25 protein-coding genes are annotated in these 23,690 nt (G+C 64.4%); 8 read left to right on the top strand and 17 right to left on the bottom strand.

The features are described from left to right. Positions 1-5 precede the first annotated feature (5 nt). The gene (locus tag FGK63_RS14455) at positions 6-1,829 is read right to left on the bottom strand and encodes an ABCB family ABC transporter ATP-binding protein/permease (protein ID WP_138843486.1); all 1,824 of its coding nucleotides are present in this window, start codon (positions 1,827-1,829) and stop codon (positions 6-8) included. Between the two features lie 57 nt (positions 1,830-1,886). After that, a complete protein-coding gene (locus FGK63_RS14450; RefSeq protein ID WP_246044038.1) occupies positions 1,887-3,209 on the bottom strand; it encodes a LysM peptidoglycan-binding domain-containing protein in 1,323 nt (440 codons plus the stop codon). A 178-nt stretch (positions 3,210-3,387) separates the two neighbouring features. Here FGK63_RS14450 and FGK63_RS14445 point away from each other — a divergent pair, with 178 nt between their 5' ends. Next, entirely contained in the window at positions 3,388-3,939 is a 552-nt protein-coding gene (locus FGK63_RS14445) for an LOG family protein (protein ID WP_138843483.1), read from the top strand. Here the strand turns inward: FGK63_RS14445 and rarD are convergent. From rarD to FGK63_RS14430, 3 genes are read right to left on the bottom strand one after another with little or no spacing between them, the layout of a single operon-like run. Next, the gene (gene rarD, locus FGK63_RS14440) at positions 3,846-4,796 is read right to left on the bottom strand and encodes an EamA family transporter RarD (protein WP_138843481.1); all 951 of its coding nucleotides are present in this window, start codon (positions 4,794-4,796) and stop codon (positions 3,846-3,848) included. The two genes, FGK63_RS14445 and rarD, sit on opposite strands and share 94 nt — an antisense overlap. A gap of 43 nt (positions 4,797-4,839) precedes the next feature. Beyond that, complete coding sequence (locus tag FGK63_RS14435) at positions 4,840-5,721, bottom strand: metallophosphoesterase (RefSeq protein ID WP_138843479.1); 882 nt, start codon at positions 5,719-5,721, stop codon at positions 4,840-4,842. A gap of 4 nt (positions 5,722-5,725) precedes the next feature. After that, positions 5,726-6,325 (bottom strand): superoxide dismutase, encoded by a 600-nt coding sequence (locus tag FGK63_RS14430; RefSeq protein WP_138843477.1) that lies wholly within the window; start codon positions 6,323-6,325, stop codon positions 5,726-5,728. 107 nt (positions 6,326-6,432) lie between these two features. On the opposite strand from FGK63_RS14430, the gene FGK63_RS14425 reads away from it, so the two are divergent. Then, positions 6,433-7,194 carry an FkbM family methyltransferase gene (locus tag FGK63_RS14425; protein ID WP_138843475.1) on the top strand — a complete coding sequence of 254 codons (762 nt, stop codon included), beginning with the start codon at positions 6,433-6,435 and terminating at the stop codon, positions 7,192-7,194. Positions 7,195-7,226: 32 nt separating this feature from the next. On the opposite strand, the gene FGK63_RS14420 is transcribed toward FGK63_RS14425, so the two are convergent. The 5 genes from FGK63_RS14420 to FGK63_RS14400 form a co-directional block, all read right to left on the bottom strand. Beyond that, positions 7,227-7,793, bottom strand: a complete 567-nt coding sequence (locus FGK63_RS14420; RefSeq protein ID WP_138843473.1) for a sarcosine oxidase subunit gamma — start codon at positions 7,791-7,793, stop codon at positions 7,227-7,229. Then, positions 7,786-10,800 carry a sarcosine oxidase subunit alpha family protein gene (locus tag FGK63_RS14415; protein ID WP_138843471.1) on the bottom strand — a complete coding sequence of 1,005 codons (3,015 nt, stop codon included), beginning with the start codon at positions 10,798-10,800 and terminating at the stop codon, positions 7,786-7,788. The genes FGK63_RS14420 and FGK63_RS14415 overlap by 8 nt, the downstream gene beginning before the upstream one ends. A 69-nt stretch (positions 10,801-10,869) precedes the next feature. After that, complete coding sequence (locus FGK63_RS14410; protein WP_138843470.1) at positions 10,870-11,199, bottom strand: sarcosine oxidase subunit delta; 330 nt, start codon at positions 11,197-11,199, stop codon at positions 10,870-10,872. 4 nt (positions 11,200-11,203) lie between these two features. Further along, on the bottom strand, positions 11,204-11,572 hold the full coding sequence (locus FGK63_RS14405) for a TfoX/Sxy family protein (RefSeq protein WP_246044037.1): 369 nt from the start codon (positions 11,570-11,572) through the stop codon (positions 11,204-11,206). A gap of 16 nt (positions 11,573-11,588) precedes the next feature. Next, positions 11,589-12,833, bottom strand: coding sequence for a sarcosine oxidase subunit beta family protein (locus FGK63_RS14400; RefSeq protein WP_138843468.1), 1,245 nt, complete (start codon positions 12,831-12,833; stop codon positions 11,589-11,591). Positions 12,834-13,007: 174 nt separating this feature from the next. Between FGK63_RS14400 and ccmI the strand changes: the two genes are divergently transcribed. Genes ccmI through FGK63_RS14385 form a run of 3 tightly spaced genes read left to right on the top strand, consistent with a single transcriptional unit; the run spans position 13,008 to position 14,961 of the window. After that, entirely contained in the window at positions 13,008-14,237 is a 1,230-nt protein-coding gene (ccmI, locus tag FGK63_RS14395) for a c-type cytochrome biogenesis protein CcmI (RefSeq protein WP_138843466.1), read from the top strand. Beyond that, on the top strand, positions 14,234-14,698 hold the full coding sequence (gene ruvX / locus FGK63_RS14390; RefSeq protein WP_138843464.1) for a Holliday junction resolvase RuvX: 465 nt from the start codon (positions 14,234-14,236) through the stop codon (positions 14,696-14,698). The genes ccmI and ruvX overlap by 4 nt, the downstream gene beginning before the upstream one ends. A 17-nt stretch (positions 14,699-14,715) precedes the next feature. Then, entirely contained in the window at positions 14,716-14,961 is a 246-nt protein-coding gene (locus tag FGK63_RS14385; RefSeq protein WP_138843462.1) for a DUF1289 domain-containing protein, read from the top strand. Between the two features lie 12 nt (positions 14,962-14,973). Here the strand turns inward: FGK63_RS14385 and FGK63_RS14380 are convergent, their stop codons facing one another. The 7 genes from FGK63_RS14380 to FGK63_RS14350 form a co-directional block, all read right to left on the bottom strand. Continuing rightward, a complete protein-coding gene (locus FGK63_RS14380) occupies positions 14,974-15,330 on the bottom strand; it encodes a YybH family protein (protein WP_138843460.1) in 357 nt (118 codons plus the stop codon). A 44-nt stretch (positions 15,331-15,374) separates the two neighbouring features. Continuing rightward, on the bottom strand, positions 15,375-16,103 hold the full coding sequence (locus FGK63_RS14375; protein ID WP_138843458.1) for a SpoIIAA family protein: 729 nt from the start codon (positions 16,101-16,103) through the stop codon (positions 15,375-15,377). Positions 16,104-16,142: 39 nt separating this feature from the next. Then, positions 16,143-16,928 carry a hypothetical protein gene (locus FGK63_RS14370; RefSeq protein WP_138843456.1) on the bottom strand — a complete coding sequence of 262 codons (786 nt, stop codon included), beginning with the start codon at positions 16,926-16,928 and terminating at the stop codon, positions 16,143-16,145. Next, entirely contained in the window at positions 16,922-17,746 is an 825-nt protein-coding gene (locus FGK63_RS14365; protein ID WP_138843454.1) for a sulfite exporter TauE/SafE family protein, read from the bottom strand. The genes FGK63_RS14370 and FGK63_RS14365 overlap by 7 nt, the downstream gene beginning before the upstream one ends. 29 nt (positions 17,747-17,775) lie before the next feature. After that, complete coding sequence (dusA, locus tag FGK63_RS14360) at positions 17,776-18,771, bottom strand: tRNA dihydrouridine(20/20a) synthase DusA (protein ID WP_425471857.1); 996 nt, start codon at positions 18,769-18,771, stop codon at positions 17,776-17,778. 235 nt (positions 18,772-19,006) lie between these two features. Further along, positions 19,007-19,612: a UbiX family flavin prenyltransferase gene (locus FGK63_RS14355; protein ID WP_138843452.1), complete on the bottom strand. Its 606-nt coding sequence runs from the start codon at positions 19,610-19,612 to the stop codon at positions 19,007-19,009. Next, positions 19,609-21,117, bottom strand: coding sequence for a UbiD family decarboxylase (locus FGK63_RS14350; RefSeq protein ID WP_138843450.1), 1,509 nt, complete (start codon positions 21,115-21,117; stop codon positions 19,609-19,611). The genes FGK63_RS14355 and FGK63_RS14350 overlap by 4 nt, the downstream gene beginning before the upstream one ends. Positions 21,118-21,251: 134 nt before the next feature. Here FGK63_RS14350 and ubiT point away from each other — a divergent pair, with 134 nt between their 5' ends. The 3 genes from ubiT to ubiV are packed head-to-tail and all read left to right on the top strand — an operon-like array spanning position 21,252 to position 23,681. Beyond that, positions 21,252-21,794 (top strand): ubiquinone anaerobic biosynthesis accessory factor UbiT, encoded by a 543-nt coding sequence (gene ubiT, locus FGK63_RS14345; RefSeq protein WP_138843448.1) that lies wholly within the window; start codon positions 21,252-21,254, stop codon positions 21,792-21,794. After that, positions 21,794-22,771 carry a ubiquinone anaerobic biosynthesis protein UbiU gene (ubiU, locus tag FGK63_RS14340; RefSeq protein ID WP_138843911.1) on the top strand — a complete coding sequence of 326 codons (978 nt, stop codon included), beginning with the start codon at positions 21,794-21,796 and terminating at the stop codon, positions 22,769-22,771. Before ubiT ends, ubiU begins: the two co-directional genes overlap by 1 nt. A 4-nt stretch (positions 22,772-22,775) precedes the next feature. Then, entirely contained in the window at positions 22,776-23,681 is a 906-nt protein-coding gene (gene ubiV, locus FGK63_RS14335; RefSeq protein WP_138843446.1) for a ubiquinone anaerobic biosynthesis protein UbiV, read from the top strand. Positions 23,682-23,690 lie beyond the last annotated feature (9 nt).

Raw genomic sequence — 23,690 nt, 5'->3', positions numbered from 1 at the left:
GGCGGTCAAGCCGCCTCGGCGTCCGCCTGCTGACGGCTCCAGAGTTGCGCGTAGCGCCCGTCACGGGTCAGCAACTCGTCATGGGTACCCTGCTCGACGATCTCGCCGCGCTCCAGCACCACGATCCGGTCGGCTTCGGCGATGGTGCTGAGGCGGTGGGCGATGGTGATCACCGTGCGCCCCTCGCCCGCGCGGGCCAGCGCATCCTTGATCTCCTGCTCGGTCTCGGTATCAAGCGCCGAGGTAGCCTCGTCCAGCAGCAGGATCGGCGGGTTTTTCAGCAAGGTGCGGGCGATGCCCACGCGCTGTTTTTCGCCACCCGACAGTTTCAGCCCGCGCTCGCCCACCTTGGTGTCGTAGCCTTCGGGCAGCGAAGCAATGAAATCGTGGATCTGCGCCGCGCGGGCGGCGGCTTCGATCTCGGCCTGCGTCGCGCCTTCGCGCCCATAGGCGATGTTGTAACGGATGGTGTCGTTGAACAGCACCGTGTCCTGCGGAACCACGCCGATGGCCGCGTGCAGACTGGTCTGGGTCACGTCGCGCACGTCCTGTCCGTCGATCTTCAGCGAACCGCCGGTCACGTCGTAGAACCGGAACAGCAGCCGCCCGATGGTGGACTTGCCCGAACCGGTCGCGCCGACGATGGCCACGGTCCGCCCTGCCGGCACGTTCAGCGAAATACCCTTGAGGATCTCGCGGTCGGGGTCGTAGCCGAAATGCACATCTTCAAGGCTGACCTCGCCCCCCGAAACCTGCAGAGGGCGCGCGCCGGGCTTGTCCGTCACTTCCGAGGGCTGTTCCAGCAGGTGAAACATCTGCCCCATGTCCACCAGCGCCTGGCGGATCTCGCGATAAACCGTGCCTAGGAAGTTGAGCGGCACGGTGATCTGGATCATGTAGGCGTTGACCATGACGAAATCGCCGACGGTCAGCGATCCGCCCTGAACGCCGATGGCGGCCAGGACCATCACGCCGATCAGGCCGCAGGTGATCAGGAATGACTGGCCAAAATTGAGGAAGGCCAGCGAATATGCCGTCTTCAGCGCGGCCTGGGCATAGGCCTTCATCGACATGTCGTAGCGTTCAGCTTCGCGCGCTTCCGCGTTGAAATACTTGACGGTTTCGAAGTTCAGCAGGCTGTCGATGGCGCGCTGGTTGGCTTCGGTGTCCTGATCGTTCATCTCGCGGCGCAGCTTCACGCGCCATTCGGTCACCGCGAAGGTGAACCAGATATATAGCGCGATGGTGACGGCCACGACGACCAGATACCATACGTCGAACAGCCACATCAGGATGACCGCCACCATCAGCAGTTCCAGGATCAGCGGGCCGATCGAAAACAGCAGGAAGCGCAGCAGGAATTCCACGCCCTTGACGCCGCGTTCGATGATGCGGCTCAGGCCGCCGGTGCGGCGGGTGATGTGATAGCGCATCGACAGGCGGTGGATGTGCTGGAAGGTTTCCAGCGCCAACGCCCTGAGCGCCCGTTGCCCTACCGGCGCGAACAGGGCGTCGCGGAGTTGCTGGAACCCCACGGTCATCATCCGTGCCATGCCATAGGCGACCGTCAGACCAACCGCGCCAAGGGCCAGCGGCGGCACGCCTTCTCCTGCCAGGCTGTCGACCGCGCCCTTGTAGAGGATCGGCGTGTAGACCGCGATCAGCTTGGCCAGAACCAGCATGGACATCGCCAGAACGACGCGCTTTTTGACCCAGGTTTCGTCCTTTGGCCAAAGATAGGGCGCGACCCGGCGGATCGTGCGCCAGCCCGAGCGGCGTTCGTCCTCGGGCGGCAGGTCGTTGGAGTGCAAAGGGGTCAAACGTCTCATCAATTACCTTGCCTGCGGTCCGATCTACCTCGTGCCCCCAAGGGCCAAGAGCGGACATCATTCCGGGATGGTGAAGACCTGCCCGGGATAGATGAGATCCGGATCGCGGATCGCATCCTTGTTCGCCTCGAACACCCTGACGTACAGGATGCCGTCACCGTAGCGCTCGCGCGAGATCGCCCACAGGGTATCGCCCTTCTGCACGGTCACCGCGCGGATCGCCGGCTGCGGCTCCTCCGCTCCGTTATCGGCGGATGGCTGCGGTTGCAGCGTTTCGATCGGCTCGCGCTTGAATGGCGTCTCGAGCCGCCCCACCACCTCGCCTTGTTCGTCCACCGCGTCAAGGCGCAGGGTATAGACGCCGGGCTCGATTCCGTCGATCTCGCCGCGCCATTTGCCCTGCTGGTCGGATGGCAGATCCATGACCCGGCGGTTGTTCAGGTAGAGGCGCACCACCGCTCCGTCCTGCGCGCGCCCGGTCAGTTGCACCTCGCCCGTGTCGGAATAACCGATGGTGTCAAGCGCCACCGGTTCAGGAGGGGCCTCGGCCTGCGCCGCCGGGGCCTGGATCAATTCCACCCCACTTTCGCCGGACCGCAGAACGGCGATCTGGGTGTCCGCTTCGGTCGGTGCGGCTTCTGGCTGCGCCTCTTCGGTGGTCTCGACCTCCGGAGCGTCCGGGGTTTCCTGCCGACCTTGGGTATCGACAGCGCCCGCCGTCCTATCCGTGCCGGCTTGCGCCGGTACATCGGCGGCGCCTTCGGCGGCTTCCGTTTCGCTGTTCACAGTCTCTCCAGCATCGCTCCCGCTCTCAGCGGCGGGCTCGGCGCTTGCCACCTGCTCGGGCTGTTCTTCCGGTTCCGGCAGGGCGGCGATCAGGTAATCGTCCGAGCGGGCGATCTGCCCTCGTTCCTCGATTTCCAGAACCAGCCCCCGCGCGGTGCTGCTGAACGGAAGTGCCACGAACTCGGCGAATTGCCCGCTGCCATCGACCTTGAACGTGTGAACCTCGGCCCCATCGAGCATCACCCTGACCGTGCTGCCGGGCGTCGCATTTCCGGACAACAGAGCGGTGCCATCCGTTTCGACAAAGATCTGGTCCAGTTGCGGAGCGGCCAGAGCCGCAGGCTCCTCCGCCGCGGCGTCGGTTTCAGCAGACTCGGCCGCGGCGGGGGCCGTTTCTTCGGCGCCAGCCGCATCTTCGCCGGCCGGGGTTTCCTCGGCTGGCGTCTCTACTTTGGCCTGATCTTGAGACTCGGACTTGGGCTCGGGCGCGGCTGCCTGCTCGGCAGGTGCAGGTTCGGGTGTTGGATCGCCACCAAAGACCCCCGAAAAATAGAGCCCTGCCAACCCGACGAGCGCTATCCCACCCGCGACCATACCTAGCGCAAATGCACCGAAGCCTCCGCTTCCCGACTTGGCAGCCATTCCGTTCCTTTCAGTCCGTGATCGCGGCCTGCTCTGGCGGCAGACTTTTCGACCACGCAGTTGAGACAATTTATCAATCCCGTTATCAGGGGTCAAAACAGTTCTGACACAAGCCCGGAAAGCCCTGTTCATGCCTCACAAATCCGTCTGTGTGTATTGCGGGTCACGCAATGGCGCAATTCCGGCCTATACCGAGGCCGCCAGGACCTTTGGAAAGCTTTTGGCGAGCGAAGGCTGGCGGCTGGTTTACGGCGCCGGCGACGTGGGCCTGATGGGCGAGGTCGCGCGTGCGGCGCAAGCGGCGGGCGGCGTCACCTTTGGCGTGATCCCGGTGCATCTGGTTCGCCGCGAAGTTGGCAAGACCGATCTGACCCACTACGTGATCACCGAGACCATGCACGAGCGCAAGAAGGTCATGATCATGAATGCCGACGCGGTGGTCGTGCTGCCGGGCGGCCCGGGCTCGCTGGACGAGTTGTTCGAGGCGCTGACATGGCGGCAACTTGGCCTGCACGACAAACCGATCCTGATCCTGAACGTCGACGGCTACTGGAACCCCTTGCGGGCGCTGCTGGACCAAGTGATTTCTCAGGGTTTCGCCGATCCTTCGCTGGGGGAATTCCTGATCTGGGCGGACACGCCCAATGCCGCGATGGACGCCCTGCGGGCCGCCCTGTCCTGAGACAGCGCCGCAAAGGAAAAGATCGCCACGGCGCTCCAGATGAGCGCAAAGGCGATCTGATGCCATAGGGTGAACGGCTCGCCAAAGGCCAGCACCGCGCAGAAGAACTGCAGCGTCGGATTGATGTATTGCAGAACGCCGACCGTCGACAACCGCACCCGCCGTGCCGCATAGCTGAACAGGATCAGGGGAACCGCCGTCAGTGGCCCGGACAGGACCAGCAACAGGCTGGTTTGCCAGCCCGTACCGAAATGACCCTGCCCGTTGCCGTGATACCAGGCCAGGAGAACCAGCCAGAACGGCAGGTAAATCAGGATTTCGCAGGTCACCGAGACCACCGGCCCCAGCGCCAGCCCCTTTTTCAGCGCGCCGTAGACGGCAAAGGACGTGGCGAGGATCAGCGAAATCCAGGGGGTGACTCCCAAACCGACGGTAAGAACCAGAACCGCGGCCAGCGCAAGAGCCACGGCGCCCCATTGCGCGATACCCAACCGCTCGCCGAACCACAGCCAGCCGACGAATACGGTCATCAACGGAAAGATGTAGTAACCCAGCGACGCTTCGGTCGTCCGTCCGATCTGGACCGACAGGATAAAGACGAACCAGTTGACCGAAATCATCGCCGCGGCCAGCGCGATCACCCCAACCTGCCTGCGGCCCCGGAAGGCTGTGCCGATTTCGCTCAGCCGCCCCTGAACCGCCAGGACGCCGGCAAACAGGATCACCGACCAAAGCGTTCGGTGCGACAGGACCTCGGGCGGCGGCACGTGCGCCAAGAGCTTGTAATACAGCGGAGAAAGGCCCCAGATCGTGCAGGCCCCGACCATGGCGAGAATGCCCCTGAATGCTTGCGTCATGACCGCCCTCCGCGCGCAGCGCTGACACTCGGCAGTGCCAAGGTCAAGCGGACATCTCGACCACCGTGATCTCGGGCGTCACGCCGAAGCGGACCGGCAGGATGGAACAGCCGATGCCGCCCGAGACGACGAGATCACGCCCCTTTTCCCGAACATGCCCATAGGCGTAACGGTTGCCATATTTCGAAGGCACTACCGGCGAATACCCGAAACACCTAACCTGCCCGCCATGGGTGTGCCCGGACAGGGTCAGGGCGACGCGTTCCGGCACTTTTGGAAAGATGTCTGGCTCGTGCGCAAGAAGGATGGCCGGGGCATCTTCGGGGATCTTTGCCATCGTTCCCGGCAGATCGTCGACGCCTATGAGGCGGCCGTTGCTTCGCCGCAGGGCAAGCTGATCGCCCAGACCCGCCAGCCACAACCCATTGGGCAACTCGAGGGCATCATTTTCCAGGACGGGTATGCCGTTCTGCTCCAGCGCCGTTCCGGTTTCGACCGGCCCCGCGCCCCGCATCTGCGCGGCCGGGTCATCCCACCAGTCATGGTTGCCCAGAACGGCAAAAACGCCCAGAGGTGCGCTCAGTTTTCCAAGAATGGCAGCTGTATCCTTGACCAGTACGGGCTCGGTCGCGAACCCGTGGCTGGACGTCAGATCCCCAAGCACCACGATCAGATCGGCGCCCAACGCGTTCGTGCGGGCCACGATGCGGCGGAGGCGCGCGCGGGTAACGTAGGGCTCGCCCGCGTGCAGGTCGGTCAGGACGGCGATCCTGACCGGCTTATCCGAAGGCCAGTCGTCGCGCCGGATGCTCCAGCGGCGCACGCGCAGCCGAAGCGCGGGTTCGATGAGGAACCCGTAGGCGGCGACGAAAAGGCCTGCCAGAAATGTCGCCAGCAGGCCCTTGATGAACCCTCTGCGGGTCAATGGATCACATCCGCGACGCGACGTTTTCCCAATTCACCAGCTTGTTCAGGAAGTTGTCCAGGTAAGCGGGGCGCTTGTTGCGGAAGTCGATGTAGTAGCTATGCTCCCACACGTCGCAGCCCAGAAGTGCGGTCTGACCGAAGCAGAGCGGGTTGACGCCGTTCTCGGTCTTTGTCACCGCCAGCGAACCGTCGGCCTTCTTGACCAGCCACGCCCAGCCCGAACCGAACTGGCCGGCGCCGGCAGCGGCGAATTGCGACTTGAAATCGTCAACCGAGCCGAAATTCTCGACCAGCGCCTTTTCCAGCTCGCCCGGCATCTTGCTGTCGCCCGGCCCCATCATCTCCCAGAACTGGTTGTGGTTCCACAGCTGGCTGATGTTGTTGAAGATCCCGTTCTGCGCCACGGCGGATTTGTCGTACGTGCCGGTGATGATCTCTTCCAGCGACTTGCCGTCCCACTCGGTCCCGGCGATCAGCTTGTTGCCGTTGTCGACATAGGCCTTGTGGTGCAGGTCGTGGTGATATTCCAGCGTTTCCGCCGACATGCCCTTGGATGCCAGCGCGTCATGTGCATAAGGAAGGTCTGGAAGTTCAAAAGCCATCTTGGCCCCCTGTTGAAATAAGTGTTGCGTTCCCATGGCTAAATGCTTTGGCTGCAGCCGCAGGTCAAGGGTCGAGGCGAGAAATCGACGAACCCGGAGGCAGGACCATGCTGACCAAAGCGCGCAAGATGTTCTACCGCGCCCGCGGCTACTATGCGGGTCAGCTGAATGGCGAGAGCTTTCGACTGGATCCCTACCATTCGAAATTCTGGCGCAAGGCTTCGGCTGGCAACTGGGAGCCCGAGACCTTTGCCGTTCTCGACCGGCACCTGACGCCCGACCACGATTATCTGGACATCGGCGCCTGGATCGGACCCACCGTCCTTTATGGCGCCCGCAAGGCCCGGCATGTCTGGTGTTTCGAACCCGACCCGACCGCCTTCCGCCATCTGGCCTGGAACCTGGAGCTGAACGGCATCCGCAACGTCTCGGCCTTCGGCGTGGCGCTGTCGGACAGGTTCGGTATGGCGCGCATGGCGTCGGTGCGGGGCGAACCGGGGGATTCGACCACCTCGCTGCTGAACGACGCGACGCATGGCACGGATACACTGACGATCGCCTGGGATCAGTTCGCCGCGGCAACCGATCTGGTTGACGTGTCGCTGGTGAAGATGGACGTGGAAGGGGCGGAATACTCGGTCCTGCCGACCATGCTGCCCTGGCTGAAAGAGCACAAACCGGCGCTCTATTTGTCGACCCATGCGCCCTATCTGCAAGCGTATGAGCGGGCCGGCCAGATGCAGGCCCTGTTCGACGCCCTGTCCTTCTATCCGATCTGCACGGATGACCGGGGGCGGACGGTCACGGCCCGAGACTTCGCAAGTGAAACCAGCCTTGGACGGTTCGGGACTTACCTGTTCACGAATTGAAACGGCCCCCGAAGGGGCCGTTCGCAGCAGTGTCAGTAGACGCCCACTTCGCTGCCCGGCTGCGCAGCAACCTTGAGCAGCTTGAAGGCGTAGTCGGCTGCCGAGCGGAAACAGACCACGCGGAACGTGTCCGCCCCGTCCATCCAGAAGGCCCCCGCCACCTGCGCCAGGCGCGAGCGACGGATCTGGCCGGGCTGGAACGCCTCTTTCGACAGATCGACCGGGGAAACCTTGCCCATCACCTCGCGGGCATAAGGACCCGAGACGCGAAACACCGCCCGCGCGTCCGAGACGTTGACCGCCAGCGAATGGGTACCGTCCAGCGCCTTGTTGATCTCGGCAAGCTTGGCTTCGACCTCGGCATAGGGAACAAGCACCAGCAACTCGTCCGGCGACATCCAGCACAGGCCGGTCTCACCTTCGACATTCGCCTCGCGCTGGCCGGGCATCTTCTGTCCAGTGGCGGCCGTGGCGGCCTTGATCACGACCTTGTCGCTCAGATCGCCGCGCAGGGTGATCATCCCCTGCAGACCGCATTCCTCGATCCTGGCGATGCCGTCGTAGCTGGCGTGGTTCAGTGCGCTGATGGGTTTAGACATTCTGCTTTTCCCCGTCCTTGTCGTAGAACACCGGGTCCACGATCTTTGCCTTGTAGGATTTGCCGTCGGTGCCCGGGAACTCGACCACCTCGCCCATCCGGTCCGGACCGTGCTTGATGAGACCCATGGCGATGCCTTGGCCCAGCGTTGCCGAGTAATAGGTCGAGGTGACGCGCCCGATCATGTTGCGCTGGCCATTGGCGTTCACGCCCTCGCCCACCGCATAGGCGCCGTCCGGGATGACCGATCCATCCACAGTCTCCAGACCCACCAGTTTCCAGCGATCCGGGTCGGTCATGTGCGCCCGTTCCTGCGCCCGTTTGCCCAGGAAATCCACTTTCTTTTTCGAGATCGCCCAGTGCAGCCCCAGATCCTGCGGGATCACGGTTCCGTCGGTCTCGTCACCGATCATGATGAAGCCCTTTTCGGCCCGCAGGATGTGCAGACACTCGGTGCCGTAAGGCATCACGCCGAACTCTTTCCCGGCCTCGAGAAGCGCATTCCAGAAGGCCATTCCCTGCGACGCGGGAACCGCGATTTCATAGGACAGCTCGCCCGAGAACGAGATGCGGTAGGCCCGGCAATCGAAGCCGCCGATCTGGCCGTCGCGCCATTCCATGAACGGCAGCGCCTCTTTGCCGACATCCATGCCGCCCAGCTTCTCCAGCACCTTGCGGGCGTTGGGGCCGACCACTGCGATCTGAGCGTATTGCTCGGTCACGTTTGCGACATAGACCTTCCAGTCCCACCATTCGGTCTGCAGCCATTCTTCCATGTGGGCATGGATGCGCTCAGCCCCGCCGGTGGTCGTGTGGCACAGGAACGTATCCTCGTCGATGCGGGCGACGACGCCGTCGTCGATGAGGAAACCGTTCTCGGAACACATCAGGCCGTAGCGGCATTTGCCGGGCTTCAGCGTGGACATCATGTTCGTGTAGAGCATGTCCAGGAACTTGCCGGCGTCAGGCCCCTTGACGATCAGCTTGCCAAGCGTCGAGGCGTCGAGCAGGCCCAGCTTCTCGCGGGTATTCTTGACCTCGCGATTGACCGCGTCATGCACGGTTTCTCCAGGACGGACGTAGGTGAAAGGACGCCGCCACTGGCCCACCGGCTCCCAGTCGGCGCCGTTGCGATCGTGCCAGTCGTACATCGGCGTGCGGCGGATCGGCTGGAATACCTCGCCCCGTGCCTCGCCGCCTATGGCCCCCATCGAGATGGGTGTATAGGGCGGGCGGAACGTGGTGGTTCCGACCTTCGGGATCTCGGCCTCAAGCGCATCAGCAAGTATCGCCAATCCATTGATATTGCTCAGCTTACCCTGATCCGTCGCCATGCCCAACGTGGTGTACCGCTTGGTATGCTCGACGCTTTCGTATCCCTCGCGAGCGGCCAGTTGCACGTCCGAAACCTTCACGTCGTTCTGGAAGTCCAGCCAGGATTTCATGCGCAGCTGGATGTCCGCATTGGCAGGCATCAGCCAGACGGGCTGCATCGGTGCTTCCTCCGTCGCCTCGCCCAACGGAGCCTTGGCGGATTTCGGCTTGAAACCGGCGCCCTTGGCCGCAGCCTCACCCGCTGCCTGCGCATCGCTCAGGACATCGCCCAGCGAAAGCGGGCCGTTGGCCGATCCGGCGGCCACGACGAAGCCTTCGCCATTGGCACCCAGTGGCGGCCTCTCGGGGTCGGGGCGGAAATGGGCGTTGTCCTCGTCCCAGATCAGTTTGCCGCCACAGTGGGACCACATGTGCACGACCGGCGACCAGCCGCCCGACATGGCGACGGCGTCGCATTCCACTTCCTCGCGGGCGCCACCGACGCCGTCCTGGTTGCAGATCGCAACCTTCTTGACGCGCTTGCCACCCTTGACCTTGGCGACGGCCTTGCCGGGATCTACACGAATGCCGAGAGCGCGGGCCTCGTCAGCCAGCGGACCGGCCGATGCGCGTGCATCGAGGATACGCAGCACGTCGACGCCGGCCTTCTTGAGAGTGATCGCGGTGCGGTAGGCGTCGTCGTTGTTGGTTGCGACGATGACCCGTTCACCCGGTGTAACGCCCCAGTTGACCACATAGTCTCGCATAGCCGAGGCCAGCATCACACCCGGCACGTCGTTGCCGGCGAAGGACAGCGGACGCTCGATCGCGCCAGTGGCCGTCACGACCTGCTTGGCCCGGATGCGCCACAGGCGGTGACGCGGGCCCTGCGCGCCCGGTTTGTGGTCGGAAATCCGCTCGTACCCCAGCACGTAGCCGTGGTCGTAGACCCCCGCCCCCATGCAGCGCAGGCGCAGCGTGACGTTGTCCATTGCTTCCAATTCGGAAACAGTTTGTTCCACGAACTTATCCACAGGCTCGCCATCGATGGTTCCGCCATCGACCGGGGCACGTCCGCCCCAATGCGCGGTCTGCTCGATCAGCATGACCTTGGCGCCGGACTTCGCCGCAACCCTGGCCACCTGCAGACCGGCGACGCCGCCGCCGATGACGAGAACATCGACGAAGGCATAGAAATGTTCGTAGGTGTCCGCGTCGCGGCTGTCCTTGTCAGGCGCCTTGCCCAGACCGGCCGACTGGCGGATGAACGGTTCATAGACGTGCTTCCAGAAAGGTTTCGGGTGGATGAACGTCTTGTAATAGAAACCGGACGGCAGGAATCTGGCCAGGCTGTTGTTGACCACTCCGATGTCGAATTCCAGGCTCGGCCAGTGGTTCTGCGAAATGGCCTTCAGGCCGTTGAACAGCTCGGTCGTGGTGGTGCGCTGGTTCGGCTCGAACCGGCTGCCTTCGCCTAGGCCGACCAGGGCGTTGGGCTCTTCGGCCCCGCTCGCGACGATGCCGCGGGGACGGTGGTACTTGAAGGACCGGCCCACCATCATCTGGTCGTTGGCCAGCAGCGCCGAGGCGAGCGTGTCGCCTTCGTACCCCTGCATCGACGTACCGTTGAAGGTGAACGTGACCTGTTTCGACCGGTCGATCAGCCGGCCCTGATTTGCAAGACGGGTGCTCATGTCATGCGGACCTTTCGCAGATGGAGGCGTCGGAGCCTCCGGCGGGAGTATTTTTGAAAAGATGAAGCATCAGGAGAATTCTCTCCACGACCAGCCGGGGCGTTTGGCGGTGATGGCATCCCTGATCTGCTTCGGCGGCTCGGTGGTCTGGGCGGGATAGGTGCCGAAAACCTCGAGCGTGTTGGTGCAACGGGCGGCATGGAACCACTTGCCGCAGCCGTTGCTGTGGCGCCAGCGTTCGAAATGCACCCCCTTGGGGTTTTCGCGCGTGAACAGGTAGTCGTGGAACTCGTCCTCGGACGAGCCGGGGCCATGGCGCTTGATATGCGCTTCGCCACCGGCGGAGAGCTCCGATTCTTCGGCGTCGACGCCGCAATAGGGGCAGTTGAGGATCAGCATATGTTCATCCTTTCGGCGGCAAGCTGGCAGCGTTGGCCAGCGACAATTCAGTCAGTTTGGCGCGCAGTTCCGCGTCCTCGAAGCCTCCGGCGTCCACTTCGACCATCCCGCCCATCGGGCGACCGGTGAAGGAGAGCGGCTGCGCACCGAGGCTGATCGCCTCGGCCTCCCGCTCCTTGCCGGGGCGGTACATTGCCCCGTCCTTGTGGACGCCGCAGACCATGTTGCCGTGGAGCAGAAAGCACAGGCCGCCGAACATCTTCTTTTCGGTCAGCCCCGGCTCCACGCCGAGATCGGCGCGCATGGTTTCGGCCATGTCCTCGGAATAGGCCATCACGCCCGTTCCATTGGAACGCCCATGCGCTCCGGACATGTCCGAGGTTTCATCATCAGTGCGCCACCCCCGCGGCGACGCTTTCATCGATGAAACGGCCCTCTTTGAACCGGTCCAGCGAGAAGGCTTCGGTCAGCGGCGAATGGCCCGTGGCCATCAGCTGCGCCATGCCCCAGCCCGATCCGGGGATCGACTTGAAACCGCCGGTACCCCAGCCGCAGTTGATGAAGCAGCCCTGAACCGGCGTCTTCGACAGGATGGGCGAGCGGTCGCCGGTCATGTCCACGATACCGCCCCACTGACGCAGCATCTTGAGCCGCGAGATCATCGGGAAGGTTTCGACCAATGCGCGGACGGTTTCCTCGATATGGTGGAAGCTGCCACGCTGGGTGTAGTTGTTGAACCCGTCGGTGCCGCCGCCGATCACCATCTCGCCCTTGTCGGATTGCGACATGTAGCCATGCACGGTGTTGGCCATCACGACCACGTCCATGCAGGGCTTGATCGGCTCCGAGACCAGCGCCTGCAGCGCCAGCGACTCGACCGGCAGACGGAACCCGGCCATCTCGGCCAGCTGGCCCGAGTGACCTGCGACCACGATGCCCAGCTTGTCGCATTCGATCGCGCCCCTGGTGGTATCCACGCCGACGACACGCCCGTTTTCGGTGCGAACGCCGGTGACTTCGCATTTCTGGATGATATCCATGCCCATGTTCGAGCACGCCCGGGCATATCCCCAGGCCACGGCATCATGACGGGCGGTGCCGCCACGCTCCTGCCAGAGCGCGCCCAGAACCGGGTAGCGCGGACCGTGCAGGTTGATGATCGGCACAAGCTGCTTGACGCGTTCGGGTGTGATCCACTCGGTCTTGACGCCCTGAAGCGCGTTGGCATGCGCGGTGCGCTTGTATCCGCGGATCTCGTGCTGGGTCTGGGCCAGCATCATCACGCCGCGCGGGCTGAACATGAGGTTGTAGTTCAGTTCCTGGCTGAGATCCTCGTAGAGTTCGCGCGCTTTCTCGTAGATCGCGGCCGAGGGATCCTGCAGGTAGTTCGAGCGGATGATGGTCGTGTTGCGGCCGGTGTTGCCGCCGCCCAGCCAACCCTTTTCGATCACGGCCACGTTCTGGATGCCGTAGTTCTTGCCAAGGTAATAGGCGGTCGCCAGTCCATGACCGCCCGCGCCGACGATGATCACGTCGTAGCGCTTCTTGGGCTCCGGCGAACGCCAGGCGCGCTCCCATCCGGTGTGATATCGCAGCGCTTCCCGCGCCACGGCAAAGGCTGAATAGTGTTTCATGAGCGAATCCGATCGGTTCGTGATTGGTCGCAGGTATGCCGCGCGGCGCGAGTCTACCCCTGCCGTACAGCGCCGCAATAGAGCACTATTGCGACATGGTGGCCCCCAGCGGCCATTTGCCCCTTTTTTCATCGCCCGCACAGGTCTAGATGAGGGCAACACTCTGGAGAGCACATGACGTTCTGGATCCTGATTTCCCTCATGGCGCTGGTAATCGCGGCGGTCCTTGGCTTGACCATGCTGCGCGGCCGGCGAAACGGCGAACCTGCGGCGGCCTATGACCTGCGGGTCTACCGCGAGCAACTGGCGGGCGTCGACCGCGACCTTGCGCGCGGCGTGATCGCCGAAGCCGATGCCGACCGCATCCGCACCGAGATCTCGCGACGCATCCTGGCGGCGGACGCGCAACTGCAGCAGGAACGCGACGGCGGCGGCCCCGCCAGTCGCACGACCCTTGGCGTCGCGGCCGTCCTTGGCGTCCTGCTGATCGGCGGAGCGGTTTTGATCTATCAGCAGTTGGGCGCCCCGGGATACGGCGATCTGCCGTTGTCGCTGCGGCTCGAGATGGCCGAGGAGATCCATGCCGAGCGCCCGGATCAGGCCACTGCCGAGGCGCGCATGCCCGCTTCGCCCGAACCGGAGATCGAAGAGAATTACGCGAATCTGCTGAAACAGTTGCGCGAGACCGTCGCCGGGCGTCCCGACGACCTGCAGGGCCACATGTTGCTGGCCCAGCACGAAGCCAATGTCGGCAACTTCAAGGCCGCTTACGAAGCCAAGCAGCGGGTGATCGAACTGTCGGGCGACAGCGCCACGGCGGAAGATCACGCCGAACTGGCGGAACTGCTGATCATTGCCGCGGGCGGCTATGTCTCGCCCGAGGCGGAGGAAGTCTTGGACCAGGCGATTGCGCTGGATCCCTCGAACGGGCTTGCAGCCTACTACCGCGGCCAGATGCTGACCCAGGTCGGACGCCCGGATCTGGCGTTCCGGTTGTGGGACGAAGCCTTGCGGACCGCGCCAGCCGGGGCACCCTGGGCCGATGCGATCCGCTCGCAGATCGAGGAACTCGCCTATCGCGCGGGCGTGGACTACCAGTTGCCGCCGTCCGGGTCCGCTCCGATGGCCGGCCCGAGCGATGAAGATGTCGCTGCCGCGGGCGACATGAACGCCGAGGACCGGCAGGAGATGATACAAGGCATGGTCGATCGCCTGGCCGACCGGCTTGCGACCGAGGGCGGATCGCCCGAGGAATGGTCCCGCCTGATCGACGCCCTTGGCGTTCTGGGCGACACCGAACGGGCCGCAGCGATCCATGACGAGGCGCTTGCCGTTTTTGCCGGCAATCCGGACGCCCTAGACCTGATCGGCGCCGCTGCGGAAAAGGCCGGGCTGACCCAATGATCCACGATGTATTCGAGGATTTTGCCGGGGCGTTGACGCCGATGACGGCGCTCATGGGGCTCGACCTGGGTGACAAGACGATCGGGGTCGCCGTGTCTGACCGGATGCGCGGTGTCGCGAGCCCGCTCGAGACGGTGCGGCGCAGGAAATTCACGCTCGACTCGGAGCGGTTGCTCGAGATTGCCGCCGACCGCCAGATAGGCGGCATCCTGTTGGGCCTGCCCAAAAACATGGACGGGACTGAGGGGCCGCGCTGCCAATCGACCCGTGCTTTCGCCCGGAATCTGTCGCGGTTGACCGATCTTCCCATCGGGTTCTGGGACGAGCGTCTGAGCACCGTGGCGGCGGAAAAGGCGCTTTTGGAGGCGGATACGTCTCGAAAACGTCGCGGACAGGTTATCGATCACGTCGCGGCCGGTTATATCCTTCAAGGGGCGCTGGATCGAATGCGCTTCTTGTAACGGGTCGGAGACGGCACATGACGAACATGGTTTGGAAACGGAACGAGGTCGAAAGCCCTTGCATCCAGATCTGTGTCGTGCATCCGACCGAACGCATCTGCACCGGCTGCTACCGCACCATCGACGAGATCAGCCGCTGGTCCAAGATGGACAGCTCCGAGCGTGGCGCGATCATGGAGGAACTGCCGGCGCGCAGGCCCCTTCTCGCCAAGCGGCGCGGCGGGCGCGCGGCTCGGCTGGACCGGAAAAGCGCAGCCGAGTAAGGAAGCACCCGTCTACGCTTCGTTCATGCTGCACATGCGGATCTGCCACCGTCCATCCTTTTGACGTTCAAACACGTTGAGCGACGTCCCCTCGCCCTCCGATTCGCCTTCGGAAAACCGGGCAAGGCACCATGCCAAGTCGCCGGATTGCCCCGCTTCGACCACCTCGACCCTCTTGTCCTCCGCGCCGTCCTGCATCCATTCCCGGTGAATACGCTCGATTTCGGCGCGTCCAAACGCAGCTGGGCCGTAGGGCGAGATGATCCGGGCATCGGTTGTGAATACCAGGGCGCAAGCTGCGGCGTCGCTGACTCGATAGGCCGTGACATAGTCGTCCAGCAGCTTCTGCAACTCGTCCTCGATGGCCATACTTGACTTCCAGCTTTCGGCCCAGTGAACAAGGCCAGCAACCTCTAACCCGCGGCCAGCCAGGCCTTGGCATGTTCCATCTCGTCTGACGGGAAGAACTGGGTCTCAGCCTTGACGAGATGCCTGCCCACCCGCTGCGCGATGCGCTGCCACGCCTTGTCTCCGACAATCGCCGCGCGTTCGAGCAGCGGCGCGTGGTTGCGCACGAGGTGGAAATGCGCCGTCAGCGCGGAAATACCCTGCCAGCCCTCGAAATCGGACAGGTCCAGCAACAGGCGGAAGCCGTTGCGTTCCCGGATGCGGGCGTCCAGATCGCCCTCGGCACGTTCATAGGCTTCGGGGTTCAGTTCACCCTGCAACTTGACCTGGATGCACGGTCCTTCAAGGCCGATCACGTGGATCGAGCCCAGTGATTCCCGTATCCAGCGCCGCGCTGTTTCCAGATCCGCCAAATCGAAGACCTGCACCGGGCACGGCATGATCGGCGCAGCCAACCGAACACCCGTCTGCACCCATCTTTGATCCGAAACGACCGCGACACGGTCAAAACCGCTCCAATGGCCGAGGCCCAGCTTGGTGTCAGCCCAGGCCGCGCCAAGATCGTAACCGCTGAATTCCTGCCCCATGATTACGAGCAACCGGATCCGGTCATGTTCGGTCAGCGCGGCTTCGACGGCGGGCACCAGCATGTCCGCATAGTCGGAACTGGTCACTTCACCCGAAAGTTCCGCCTCGATCAGGGCCCCATCCATATGCGTCGTGATAGAAATCATCGTTCGAATTCCTCCCAGGCATTCAAATATGGCAGGAGGTTACGGGGTTTCGATCCATTCGGCTACTCCCCCGGGCAGCTCCGGGCGGAAATAGGCAATCATCCTGCCGTCAGGGCCGGACGCGGCACTCTCTCCCCACGGCGCGACGCCATGCAGGCAGTGACGGTGCAGCAGATAGGCTTCGCCCGGGCGGGCCGGCAGTTCGATACGGGCGCAGGTATCGAACACCTCGCGGCGCGCGGCCTGATAGGCATCGGTGATATCGACCTCGTGCAGCCTGTCACGCGGCAACCCCTCGAAGGCCCGCGCGAATGCGGCACCCAGAACCCTGTGGCTTTCGTCCCAGACCACCATCGGCGCGGCGTCGGCGCCAGCCTCGGTCAGGGGCAGGCCCAGGATCCAAGCATGGGGTTCGTCCACCCTTCGGCGGCGGTCCGGTCCGGTTGGCTTCAACCCATCCACATGCGCCGCGTCCCGTCGCGCGCGATAACGGGTCGCCGCCTCGCCCTCGCCGCGCCGAGGCCTGGGGTAGCCCGGATAGATGACCGAAACCTGCCCCTTGTGCAGCGGATGAAGACCCAGATGCCGCCTGATGAATTCGACGGCCTGCCCGTCTAGTGGCCCCGAATTGCCCACCCTGCCCTGCGCATCGTTTGGCAGCGCATCGACTCCGATGAACCAGGTGCCCTCGCAATCTTGCCACTGGGCGTGGACGGGATCACCGACCGCGGCCCGTGCGACCGGCAGCGCGTGACCGATCCAATCCAGCAGAACCGGATCACGGGGAAAGCGGACCCAACCCCGTTTCAGGAACGCCTCTACCATCCGAGCGCCTTGCGAAGCATGTTCAGCGCCACCAGCGTCAGAAAGATCGCAAAGACACGTTTCAGCGGTTTGGGATCCATCGCATGGGCCAGTTTGACACCCCAAGGCGCGGTGATCATCGTCATCGCGATGACGATGCCGAAAGCGACGAGGTTGACCGCACCCACTGTGAACGGCGGTCGATGCTCGGGAGCGATGTCGAGAAACAGGAAGCCAAGGACAGACGGCACCGCGATGATGACGCCGAACCCGGCAGCCGTCGCGACGGCGCGATGGATCGGCGTGTTGTAAAGGCTCATCAGCGGCACCCCGAAGCTGCCGCCGCCAATCCCCATCAGCACCGAAAGAAACCCGACCGTCGGTGACAGCACAACCCTGCGCAACCCGCCCGGCATCGCGTCGCCCAGCCGCCATTCCGCCCGACCGAGGCCAAGATATGCGCCGATCACCATGCCAAGAACGCCGAACAGCGCCTGCAACGCCTCGGACCGCAAGGCCGAGGCAACCGCCACGCCCACAATCGCCCCGACGACGATGCCCGGGCCCCATCCGCGCAGGATGGTCCAATCAACCGCCCCCTTTTTGTTGTGGCTGAGAACCGAGCGGAGCGAGGTCACGACAATGGTCGCCAGCGAGGTCGCTAGGCACATCTGCATCAACTGCGGCCCGCCGTAGCCAAGGGTCTGGAAAGCATAGAAAAAGGCCGGCACAAGGACGATGCCGCCGCCCACACCCAGCAAGCCGGCCAGAACGCCGGCAAAAGCGCCGATCGCAAGCAGAAGGCCCAGCATCTGGGCCAGCAGCATTGAATCCGGCATCGTCCCCTCCGAAATGGTTCCGGGTCTGCTTAAACCACCTCGGCCGTACGTTCCATAGGCGCGACACGTTCCAGCGCAGCCAACACAAGTTCGGGTCCGGCGCCGTCGCGCACGGCCCCTTCGGACAAGGCGCGGCGCCAACCGCGCGCCCCTGGCCGACCGGCAAAAAGACCCAGCATGTGACGCGTGATCTGGTGCAACCGGCCTCCGCCGGAAAGGTGCCTTTCGATATAGGGCAACATCGCGTGAACGGCATTCACCGGGTCCGTCGCGGCGCCGATGCCGAAGATCTCGGGATCTGCGGCGCAGAGAATGTCGGCGGGCTGATGATAGGCGGCCCGTCCGATCATCACGCCGTCCAGCCCGGCACCCAAGTGTCGCTTCGCTTCGTCCAGCGAGGCGATGCCACCATTGATCGAAATGTGCAGATGCGGAAATTCCCGCTTCATCCGGTGCACGAGATCGTAGTCCAACGGCGGGATGTCCCGGTTTTCCTTCGGGCTTAGCCCCTGCAGCCACGCCTTGCGCGCATGGATCGTCACCCGTCCGCAGCCGGCCGCGCCGATCCGGTCCAGGAACTCGGGCAGAATCTGTTCTGGGTTCTGCTCGTCAACGCCGATGCGGCATTTGACGGTCACTTCGACATCCACCGCTTCGCGCATCGCCGCCACGCATTCTGCGACGCGGACCGGTTCCTTCATCAGAACGGCGCCGAACGTGCCGGACTGCACCCGGTCCGAGGGGCAGCCGCAGTTCAGGTTGATCTCGTCATATCCGGCTTCGGCCCCCAGCCGCGCCGCCTGCGCAAGCTCTTCGGGATCCGATCCGCCAAGCTGCAGCGCGACCGGATGCTCTTCGGTGCTGAAATCAAGCAGATGCAACGCCCCGCCCCGCACCAGCGCAGGCGCGGTGACCATCTCGGTGTAAAGCAGCGCCCGTGTGCTCAGAAGCCGGTGCAGGTACCGGCAATGGCGGTCTGTCCAGTCCATCATGGGGGCGACGGACAGGCGAGCGGCGTGTCGCAGCGTTGTATTGTCCCGTTTCTCTCGAATCTCTGAACCCGTCACGTTTCGCACTTTCCCAGTGTCGTCCCGATTCTTACCATTTACTGCAAGGATGTTGCAGGTCTGTCGGCAAAGGCTCCGTCTAGCATTTCGGCGGCGCACAAGGCCAGCCGCTTTGTATCGGGTTTCTGCTTTCGGTCGATTGGCGTCCTGCAGTCAGATGCCACGACCGGCACGGAAGAATGGTAATACTGCGCTACAAGTCGCCCACGACCCGTTCAGCCAAGCCAGGCTCATCGTCCGACCATTGCAACGCGATCGGTTTCGCCACGCCCAGCAGGTCGATAGCCCGAGCGGCGATCTGGTCGGTGATGTCCTGCACGCTCACCGGGAGAAGATAGAAGGCCGGAACCGGAGGCAAGAGGATGGCGCCCATCTCTGCTACGGCGGTCATGTTGCGCAGATGCGCCAGCGTCAGAGGCGCTTCGCGCGGCAGCAGCACAAGGCGGCGGCGTTCCTTTAACTGGACACCGGCTGCGCGGGTCAGAAGATTGTCGTCCAGACCGTGCGCGATCGCGGCGAGGCTGCGCATCGAACAGGGCGCGACGATCATGCCGGCGACGGGGACGGACCCCGACGCAATGCTGGCGCCGATGTCCCGAACGGAATGGGTGCGGGTGGCCATTGCGCCCAGCCACTGCAGCGCGTCGGCGCCGCATTCGGCCTGTAGCGTGCGCTCGGCCGCAGGGCTGACGACCAGATCGACCTCGGCGCCCAAGGCCCGAAGTTGGCGCGCGACGGACAGGCCAAGCGCGGCGCCCGAAGCGCCGGCTATGCCCAGAATCACCCGCGGCGCGGTCACGAGGCCAGCTCCGGCAGGACCCGCCCCAGCAGGTCGGCGGCAAAGGCCGCATCGCCGGGATCGGTTCGCATCACCTCGCCCCAGTCCCGCCGGGTTTCGGACCCGATCTTGGTGGTGGCATCAAAGCCGATCTTTCCGGCCAGCCCCGGCTGTGGCGAGGCGAAATCCAGATAGTCCATGGGTGTGTTCTCCAACAGCATGATGTCTCGGCCCGGGTCCATCCGTGTCGCCAGCGCCCAAGCGATGTCATCCCAGTTCGACGGGTCGATGTCCTCATCTACGACTACGATCATCTTGGTATAGCTGAACTGCGGCAGCATCCCCCACAGCGCCATCATCACGCGCCTCGCCTGACCGGGATAGCGTTTGTCGATGCTGACCACGGCCATCCGGTAGGAGCAGGCCGCAGGCGGCAGCCAAAGATCCCGGACCTCGGGGATCTGCGCACGGATCGTCGGCAGGGCAAGCCTGTTGAACACGCCGCCAATGATCGCCGGTTCGTCCGGCGGACGACCCGTGTAGGTCGAAAGATAGAGTGGGTCTTGGCGATGGGTGATCGCGGTGATCCGAACCACCGGAAACGGTTCGGCCTGATTGTAATAGCCCGTGTGATCGCCGAACGGTCCCTCGGGCGCCGTCTCGTCCGGTGAAACCCACCCTTCGAGCACGATTTCCGCATTGGCCGGCACGAGCAGAGGAACGGTTGCGGCCGGCACCAACCTTGGCCGGCACCCGCTGAACGCACCCGAAAAGGTCAGTTCCGACACGGTTTCCGGCAGCGGCAACGCGGCGGACAGCAGCAGGGCCGGGTCGGCGCCAAGGACGATCGCCACCGGCGTCGGCTCTCCCGCCCTGCCCCAGCTGCGGTGATGAGCGGCCCCGCCACGGTGCGGCAGCCAGCGCATGATGACCCGGCTTTTGTCCAGCACCTGAACCCGATAGACGCCGGCATTGTATCTGCCTGCTTCTTCGGCCTTCGACCCGTGGGGCCGCGTCAGTACGACTGGCCAGGTGATCAGCGGTCCGGCATCGCCGGGCCAATGGGTCTGCACCGGAATATCGGACAGGTCCACGTCCTTGTCGCTGCGCACCACCTGTTGAACCGGGGCGGAGCCGCAGATCTTCGGCCGCGTGGTCAGTGCCGCCTTCAGCATCGGCCAGCGTGACAGCGCATCCTTCAGCCCTTCGGGCGGAGCAGGAGAACGAAGCGCCGCAAGAAAGGCGCCCAGATCCTCCAGCCGGTCCTCGCGCACCCCCAGACCGGCCGCTACGCGCGAGGCGGTTCCGAACAGGTTGGTCACGACCGGCATCCCGGCCATACCGCCGTCCTCCCTTACCGGCCTGTCAAAGCGCAGGACGGGGCCGCCGCGCTCGAGCACGGCGCCATGAACGGCTGTCATGCGGTGGCGGACGGGAACGGGGTCGGCAACCGGCTGCAGTTGGCCGGTCTCGGTACACCAGTCCAGGAAACCCCGGAGGCTTGGATATGGCGGAAGGTCGCGGATGTCCGCCTCCTGTTCTTTTTGCAGCGCCTACCAGCAAAAAGGCGGCCGGAGTTTGACTTTTGTCAGGTGCCCGACCTTGGCCATTTCCTAGAACGGCGGGCGAAAACACAGCCAACAGGCGGAAAGGATTCCTGTTGAACGAAAACCTCGTCTCGATCCCCAGGGTGCCCTCGGTACTGGCCCGACCGTTGGGTCTGGCACCGCTTGCGCCTTTGTCCCTGTCGCTCAATGCCTTCGCCCGCGCAGTCGCCCGCAATCATCCCGGGCTGTTCCGTCGCCTCGGGGATCACGCGCATTCGACCTTCGTCTTGGACCCTACCGACCTGCCCTTCGCCATCCTGCTCGAGCCGCGTGGCGGCGCGCCCAAGGTTAGCGTCGGACGCGGCGCGGTTCGCGGCGACGCCCGGATCGCGGGACCGCTGGCGGCGTTTCTGGGGCTGGTGCACGGGGCCTTCGACGGCGACGCGCTGTTCTTTTCCCGCGATCTGGTGATCGAAGGCGACACCGCCGCCGCGCTGGCCTTGCGCAACGCCATTGACGACGCCGAATTGGATTTCGCCGACGAGGCCGCGCGCCTGTCCGGCCCCTTCGCCGCCCCGCTGCGCCGCCTGATCGCCCTGACCGAGCGCCGCATGGGCATCTGCCTGTCCCGTCCCCCCGAGGAGGCCGCATGGTAATGGAAATCGTCTGTCCCGCCGGTACCCCGGCCGCCCTGCGCGCCGCGGTCAAGGCCGGCGCGCATACCGTCTATTGCGGGTTCGCCGATGAAACCAACGCCCGCAACTTCCCCGGACTGAACTTCAGCCGGGAGGAGATGCAGGAGGGCGTGCGCTTCGCTCATGCCCACGGCGCCAAGGTTCTGGTCGCGATCAACACCTATCCCCGAGCAGGATCCGAGACGCTTTGGCGGCAGGCGGTGGCCGATGCCGAAACGGCCGGCGCCGATGCCGTCATCCTGGCCGACCCGGGATTGCTGGACTACGCCGCCCAATCCCACCCCGATCTGCGCCGGCATCTGTCCGTACAGGCGGCGGCGGCCAATGCCGATATCATCAACTTCTATGCGCGTGCCTTTGGGGTGAAGCGGGTCGTGCTGCCGCGCGTTCTGTCGGTGCCCGAGATTGCCGCGATCAACGCCGAGACCGAGGTCGAGACCGAGGTTTTCGTCTTCGGCGGCCTGTGCGTCATGGCCGAAGGGCGCTGTTCGCTTTCTTCTTATGCCACCGGCCAGTCGCCGAACATGAACGGGGTCTGTTCTCCGGCCAGCCATGTCGAGTACCGCGAAACCGGAGAGGGGCTTGATGCCCGGTTGGGTGGTTACACGATCCACCGGGTCGGTCGGGACGAGCCAGCCCCCTATCCAACCCTTTGCAAGGGTTGCTTTACCGCCGGCGGTAAGACCGGGCACCTGTTCGAAGATCCCGTCAGCCTCAATGCCGAGCAGTTGATCCCGCAACTGGCCAAGGCCGGTGTCACCGCTCTCAAGATCGAGGGACGGCAACGGTCGCGGTCTTACGTCGCGCAGGTGGTGCGCAACTTCCGCACCGCGGTCGACGCCCAGGCGGCGGGCCGGCCCATTCCGCAGGGAATGCTGGCCTCCCTGTCCGAGGGACAGGCCACCACCACCGGCGCCTACAAGAAAACCTGGAGATGAAACCATGGAACTGACCGTCGGAGCCAACCAGTTCTTCTGGACGCCCGAAGCATGGTCCTCGCTCTACGAGGATCTTGCCCATACGCCGGTGGACCGCGTCGTGCTGGGCGAACTTGTCTGCTCCAAGCGGTTGCCGTTCTACCAGGACAGGATTCCCGCGGCGGTGACGACGCTGCTGGAAGCGGGAAAGCAGCCAATTCTGACTAGTCTGGCGCTGGTCACGCTCAAGCGCGAGCGCAAAATGACTGCGGAACTGGCGGAAATGGGAATCGAGGTCGAGATCAACGACCTGACCGCGCTTGCGACGCTGCCCGAAGGCGCGCGGTTTTCGGTTGGGCCATTGGTCAACGTCTACAACGAAAGCACTTTGGCATGGCTGGCCGGGCGCGGCGCGACCCGCGTCTGCCTGCCGCCGGAACTGCCGATCGGCCCGGTCCGGACGTTGGCGCAAGCAGGCCGCGATCTGGGCGTGGCGATCGAGGTCTGGGCACAGGGTCGCCTGCCGCTGGCGATCTCGGGGCGTTGTTACCACGCGCGTCGGCATGGCCGGACCAAGGACAATTGCCAATTTGCCTGCGAAGAAGACCCCGACGGGCTTGACGTGCGCACCCTCGAGAACCGCAGCTTCCTGGCGATGAACGGAGTGCAGACCCTCTCCGAGTCCCATGCCTGCGCCGACTACCAGGTCGAGTTGCTGCGCGACGCCGGGATTTCCGCGCTGCGCCTGTCGCCGCAGACCGGCGATTTCGCGGGGTTGTGCCGGCTTTGGCGGCAACGTCTGGATGGCGAAATCGCACCCGGCGAGGTCGCGGCGGCGCTGCGACGGGCAAAACCGGACATCCGGCTGAGCGACGGGTTCCTGACCGGGGCGAGCGGCGCCGAATGGTCCGGCGCCCGCGCCGGCAGTTGAGACGACCTG

The organism is Ruegeria sediminis (assembly GCF_005938215.1).
Taxonomy (GTDB): Bacteria; Pseudomonadota; Alphaproteobacteria; order Rhodobacterales; family Rhodobacteraceae; genus Ruegeria; species Ruegeria sediminis.
Note: the sequence above shows the minus strand (reverse complement) of the source record. Positions and strands in the feature narration are given on the sequence as shown.

Coding starts and splice junctions, on each gene's coding strand:
- FGK63_RS14375 (WP_138843458.1), bottom strand. CDS start 16,103: ATGATTTCTATCACGACGCATATGGATGGGGCCCTGATCGAGGCGGAA.
- ruvX (WP_138843464.1), top strand. CDS start 14,234: ATGATCCACGATGTATTCGAGGATTTTGCCGGGGCGTTGACGCCGATG.
- FGK63_RS14365 (WP_138843454.1), bottom strand. CDS start 17,746: ATGCCGGATTCAATGCTGCTGGCCCAGATGCTGGGCCTTCTGCTTGCG.
- ccmI (WP_138843466.1), top strand. CDS start 13,008: ATGACGTTCTGGATCCTGATTTCCCTCATGGCGCTGGTAATCGCGGCG.
- FGK63_RS14405 (WP_246044037.1), bottom strand. CDS start 11,572: ATGTCCGGAGCGCATGGGCGTTCCAATGGAACGGGCGTGATGGCCTAT.
- FGK63_RS14415 (WP_138843471.1), bottom strand. CDS start 10,800: ATGAGCACCCGTCTTGCAAATCAGGGCCGGCTGATCGACCGGTCGAAA.
- FGK63_RS14445 (WP_138843483.1), top strand. CDS start 3,388: ATGCCTCACAAATCCGTCTGTGTGTATTGCGGGTCACGCAATGGCGCA.
- FGK63_RS14400 (WP_138843468.1), bottom strand. CDS start 12,833: ATGAAACACTATTCAGCCTTTGCCGTGGCGCGGGAAGCGCTGCGATAT.
- FGK63_RS14450 (WP_246044038.1), bottom strand. CDS start 3,209: ATGGTCGCGGGTGGGATAGCGCTCGTCGGGTTGGCAGGGCTCTATTTT.
- ubiU (WP_138843911.1), top strand. CDS start 21,794: ATGGAAATCGTCTGTCCCGCCGGTACCCCGGCCGCCCTGCGCGCCGCG.
- FGK63_RS14425 (WP_138843475.1), top strand. CDS start 6,433: ATGCTGACCAAAGCGCGCAAGATGTTCTACCGCGCCCGCGGCTACTAT.
- FGK63_RS14430 (WP_138843477.1), bottom strand. CDS start 6,325: ATGGCTTTTGAACTTCCAGACCTTCCTTATGCACATGACGCGCTGGCA.
- FGK63_RS14455 (WP_138843486.1), bottom strand. CDS start 1,829: ATGAGACGTTTGACCCCTTTGCACTCCAACGACCTGCCGCCCGAGGAC.
- FGK63_RS14370 (WP_138843456.1), bottom strand. CDS start 16,928: ATGGTAGAGGCGTTCCTGAAACGGGGTTGGGTCCGCTTTCCCCGTGAT.
- rarD (WP_138843481.1), bottom strand. CDS start 4,796: ATGACGCAAGCATTCAGGGGCATTCTCGCCATGGTCGGGGCCTGCACG.
- FGK63_RS14380 (WP_138843460.1), bottom strand. CDS start 15,330: ATGGCCATCGAGGACGAGTTGCAGAAGCTGCTGGACGACTATGTCACG.
- FGK63_RS14385 (WP_138843462.1), top strand. CDS start 14,716: ATGACGAACATGGTTTGGAAACGGAACGAGGTCGAAAGCCCTTGCATC.
- FGK63_RS14410 (WP_138843470.1), bottom strand. CDS start 11,199: ATGCTGATCCTCAACTGCCCCTATTGCGGCGTCGACGCCGAAGAATCG.
- FGK63_RS14420 (WP_138843473.1), bottom strand. CDS start 7,793: ATGTCTAAACCCATCAGCGCACTGAACCACGCCAGCTACGACGGCATC.
- ubiV (WP_138843446.1), top strand. CDS start 22,776: ATGGAACTGACCGTCGGAGCCAACCAGTTCTTCTGGACGCCCGAAGCA.